Origin of the sequence: Rathayibacter sp. AY2B7 (assembly GCF_002931635.1) — a bacterium.
Lineage (GTDB): Bacteria > Actinomycetota > Actinomycetes > Actinomycetales > Microbacteriaceae > Rathayibacter.
Window position 1 is genome coordinate 1 of sequence record NZ_PSUC01000156.1, and the last position, 4,991, is coordinate 4,991.

Here is a 4,991-nt window from a genome sequence, read left to right on the forward strand (position 1 = left end):
TCACCGCGGAGGGGTCCGGGAACGCCCGTGCGGCGCGCTCGCCGATGTCGTCGGCCGGGATGATCTCGAAGCGAGCGCGGGTCATCGGCCCAGCCTGCCACGCGGAGCCGGAGCGGCGCGGGTGGTGGCAGCGGCCGCACGAGTGTCGGAGGGGCGCCCTAGCCTGGAGCCGATCGCCGCCCGGTGGTCGCGGAAGGAGTCGCGTGTACCTGGAGTCCGGCCGCGTGGTCACGAGCCCCACCGACCTGTCGAACTGGGCGGCCTGCGAGTGGGCCGTCCTCCGCCGGTTCGACGCCCTGCTCGGCCGCGCCTCGCGCCTCGAGGCCGAGAGGGACGGGATGCTCGAGCGCACCGCGGTGCTCGGCGACGAGCACGAGCACCGCTTCCTCGCCGAGCTGAAGCGCACGCACGAGGTGCTCGAGTTCGAGCGCCCCGAGCCCGCCGGCTTCCCCGCGGCGGCCGAGGCGGCCGTCGAGGCGATGCGCGCCGGGGTCGACGTGCTCTACCAGGCCACCTTCTTCGACGGCGAGTTCCTGGGCTTCTCGGACTTCCTCCTCCGCACCGCCGACGGCGCCTACGAGGTCTACGACACCAAGCTCGCCCGGCACGCGAAGATCCCGGCGCTGCTGCAGCTCGCCGCCTACGCCGAGCAGATGCAGGCGCGCGGCATCCGCGTGGGGGAGCAGGTGCACCTCGTGCTCGGCGACGGCTCCGTCACCAGCCACGAGCTGGCCGTCGTCGCCCCGGTCCAGCGGGTGCAGCGCGCACGGCTCCGCGCCGTGCTCGCCGAGCGCCTCTCCGCCGACGAGCCGCTGGCGTGGGGCGATCCGCGCTACCCCTCCTGCGGACGCTGCTCGGTCTGCGCGCCCGAGGTCCAGGCGCACCGCGATCCGATCCTCGTCGCCGGGATGCGGCTCGACCAGCGGGCGAAGCTCACGGCGGCCGGCGTCCTCACCCTCGACGCCCTCGCCGAGCACGACGGCCCCGTCCCCGGGCTGGGCGCGGGCACGCTCGAGGGCCTGCGCGCCCAGGCGCGGCTGCAGCTGCGGTCGGAGTCCTCGCCGGTGCCGGCCGTCGAGGTGATCGACGCCTCCGTGCTCGCCGGGCTGCCCGCGCCCGATCCGGGCGACCTCTTCTTCGACTTCGAGGGCGATCCGCTCCACACCGAGGACAACCGCGAGTGGGGCCTCGACTACCTCTTCGGCATGGTCGACGACCAGGAGCGCTTCACCGCGCTCTGGGCGCACGACCTCGCGGCCGAGCGCCGGGCGCTCCTCGACTTCCTCGCGCTCCTGCGGGCGCGCCGGGCCGAGCACCCCCGGATGCACGTCTACCACTACGCCTCCTACGAGCGCAGCCACCTCCTCTCGCTGGCGCTCCGCCACGGGGTCGGCGAGGAGGAGGTCGACGCGCTCCTGCGCGACGGCGTGCTGGTCGACCTGTACCCGGTGGTGCGGCGGGCGCTCCGGGTGGGCTCGCGCAGCTACTCGCTCAAGAAGCTGGAGCCGCTCTACATGGGCGAGGAGGAGCGGGACGCGTCCGGCGTCACGAACGCCGCCGACAGCATCGAGATGTACGTGGAGGCGCGCGCCGTACAGAGGGCCGATCCTGTCGAGGGGCAGCGCGGGCTCGATCTCGTCGCCGAGTACAACGCCTACGACTGCCGCTCCACGCTCCGCCTGCGGGACTGGCTCCTGGAGCTCGCTCCGCCGCGCGAGGAGCTGCCGCCGCTGCTCGAGGTCGAGATCCCCGTGCCCCGCGAGCCGCACCCGGTCGCGGTCGCACTGCTGGCGCAGGTCGAGGGGATCGAGCCGCGCGAGCGCACGGCCGACCAGACCGCGCTCGCCCTCGCCGGCGCGGCGATCGACTACCACCGCCGCGAGGCCAAGACCTTCTGGCAGGAGCACTTCGACCGCCTCCGGCAGCCGCTGGACGAGTGGGCGGACACCCGCGACGTCGTGATGATCGACCGGGTCGAGGTCGTCCGCGACTGGGCGAAGCTCCCGCGCGCCCGCACGCAGTCGCGCGAGCTGCGGATCCTCGGCCGGCTCGCTCCCGGCAGCCGGCTCGGCACCGGCTCGTCGCCGTACCTGGTCTACGAGGCCCCGGCGCCCCCTGGTGCGCCCTCGCCCGGTCCCGGTCTGCGCGGCGCCTCCGAGCGCTCCGAGATCCTCGCGGTCGACGACGACGGGGAGCGGATCGTCCTGCTCCTCAAGGAGGGCCTGAAGGCGGGGGAGGATCCGCACGACGACGCTCCGGTCGCCCTCGCCCCCGCGCCGCCGCCGCGCGCCGCGCCCCAGCCCGAGGCGATCGCGGAGTGGGGCGGCGAGGTCCTCGACGCGCTGCCCGCGATGCTGGCCGACCCGGCGCTCGACGTCCTCCGCCGCGTGCCGCCGGGAGCCGTCGCTCCGGTGCAGGGCGACGACGTGATCGGCGCGGTCGTCACCACTCTGCTCGGACTCGACCGGGCGACCCTCGCCGTGCAGGGTCCGCCCGGCACCGGGAAGACCTACGTCGGCTCCCACGTGATCGCACGGCTGGTGAACGAGCACGGCTGGCGCATCGGCGTGGTCGGCCAGTCGCACTCGGTGGTCGAGAACGTGCTGAGCGCCGTCGTCGGCCGCGGCGTCGATCCCTCCCGCGTAGCGAAGGTGCCCAAGAACGGCACGCCGCCCGAGGCGCTCGAGGCGACGCCCTGGGCGCCGGTGAAGAACGCGGCGGCACTCACCGCGGTCCTCGAGGAGGGCGGCGGCTGCGTCATCGGCGGCACCGCCTGGACCTTCGCGAATCCGGTCACCGTGCCGCGCCGCTCGCTCGACCTCCTGGTGGTCGACGAGGCCGGGCAGTTCTCGCTCGCTCCGACGATCGCGTCGGCCGTCTCCGCCCAGCGGCTGCTCCTGCTCGGCGATCCGCAGCAGCTGCCCCAGGTGAGCCAGGGCGCGCACCCGGAGCCGGTCGACGAGTCGGCGCTCGGCTGGCTCGCCGACGGGCACGACGTCCTCCCGCCCGAGTACGGCTACTTCCTCGCGCAGACCCACCGGATGCACCCGGCGCTCTCCGACGCCGTCTCCGAGCTCTCCTACGAGGGCGCGCTGCGGTCGCGGGCGCCGCAGGTGCGCCACCTGGAGGGGGTCGAGCCGGGCGTGCACTCCGTCCCGGTCGAGCACGCGGGCGACACCACCTCCTCGCCGGACGAGGCGAGGCGCGTCGTCGAGATCGCCCTCTCCCTCGTCGGCCGCGCATGGACCGACGAGCACGGCGAGCGGACGCTGACCGCGGCCGACGTCATCGTCGTCGCGCCCTACAACGCCCAGGGCGGGCTCCTCCGCACCGCACTCGACGCCTCGGGCCTCGAGGAGACGCCTGTCGGCACGGTCGACCTCTTCCAGGGCAGGGAGGCGGTGGTCGCCATCGTGTCGCTCGCCGCGTCCTCCGGGGCCGACGTCCCGCGCGGAATGGAGTTCCTCCTCCTGCCCAACCGCCTGAACGTCGCGGTCTCGCGGGCGAAGTGGGCGGCGTACCTGGTGCACTCGCCGGCACTCGCCGCCTCGCTCCCGACCTCGCTGACCGGCCTCGAGCACCTCTCCGGCTTCCTCCGCCTGCTCGAGCGGGGGGAGCGGGCCGCCCGGTGACGGATCCGGTGGCCGAAAGGCGCGCTCCGCTCCGATTCCGTCGGTGCTCGGCATGGTGGACGACGCGATCCGTCGCTACGGTGTCCCCATGAGAATCCTCCTGGTCGGCGCCGGCGGCGTCGGCGACGCCTTCGCGAAGATCGCCGCGCGCCGCTCCTTCTTCGAGCAGATCATCGTCTGCGACTACGACCTCGCCCGGGCCGAGCGCACGGTCGCCTGGATCGCGGAACGGCACGGTGCCGACGACCGCTTCGTCGCCGCGCGGATCGACGCCTCTGATGCCGAGAACGTCGAGACCGTCGCCCGCGCGCACGGGGCGACCCACGTGATGAACGCGGTCGAGCCGCGCTTCGTCCCGACGATCTTCGCCGGGGCGCTCGCCGCCGAGGCCGACTACCTCGACATGGCGATGAGCCTCTCGCTCCCGCACCCCGAGCGGCCCCACGAGCTGACGGGGCTCAAGCTCGGCGACGAGCAGTTCGCCGCGGCGGAGGAGTGGTCCTCCCGCGGCCGCCTCGCCCTGGTGGGCATGGGCGTGGAGCCGGGACTCTCCGACGTCTTCGCCCGCTACGCCTCCGACCACCTCTTCGACGAGATCGACGAGCTCGGAGTGCGCGACGGCGCGAACCTCGTCGTGCACGACGCGGACGGCCGCGAGATCTTCGCTCCGTCCTTCTCCATCTGGACCACGATCGAGGAGTGCCTGAACCCGCCGGTGGTGTTCGAGCGCGACCGCGGCTGGTACACCACCGCCCCCTTCTCGGAGCCGGAGGTGTTCGAGTTCCCCGAGGGCATCGGCCCGGTCGAGTGCGTGAACGTCGAGCACGAGGAGGTGCTGCTGATGCCGCGCTGGCTCGACGCGAAGAAGGTCACCTTCAAGTACGGCCTCGGCGAGCAGTTCATCGGCGTCCTGCGCACCCTCCACCTCCTCGGCCTCGACAGCACCGAGCCCCTGCGGGTCCGCTCGGCCGGCGGTCCCGTCGAGGTCTCGCCGCGCGACGTCGTCGCCGCCGCCCTGCCCGACCCCGCCGGCATCGGCCCGCGGATGACCGGCAGGACCTGCGCCGGCCTCTTCGTCTCGGGCACGAAGGACGGCGCCCACCGCGAGGTGTACCTCTACCACGTGAGCGACAACGAGTGGACGATGGCCGAGTACGGCACCCAGTGCGTGGTCTGGCAGACGGCGCTCAACCCGGTGGTCGCGCTCGAGCTCCTCGCGACCGGCGTGTGGACCGGCGCCGGAGTGCTCGGGCCGGAGTCGTTCAGCGCCGACCCGTTCCTCGAGCTGATGGCCCGCCCCGAGGCCGACGGCGGGTACGGACAGTCCTGGCACGTCCGCGAGGACTGACCGGCGCCGCC

At 74.0% G+C, this 4,991-nt stretch carries 2 protein-coding genes; both read left to right on the forward strand.

Annotated elements, in window-relative coordinates; genetic code table 11:
* The first annotated feature begins 203 nt into the window (after positions 1-203).
* On the forward strand, positions 204-3,632 hold the full coding sequence (locus C5C27_RS16515) for a bifunctional RecB family nuclease/DEAD/DEAH box helicase (protein ID WP_104314941.1): 3,429 nt from the start codon (positions 204-206) through the stop codon (positions 3,630-3,632).
* An 88-nt stretch (positions 3,633-3,720) separates the two neighbouring features.
* A complete protein-coding gene (locus C5C27_RS16520; protein ID WP_104314942.1) occupies positions 3,721-4,980 on the forward strand; it encodes a saccharopine dehydrogenase family protein in 1,260 nt (419 codons plus the stop codon).
* Positions 4,981-4,991 lie beyond the last annotated feature (11 nt).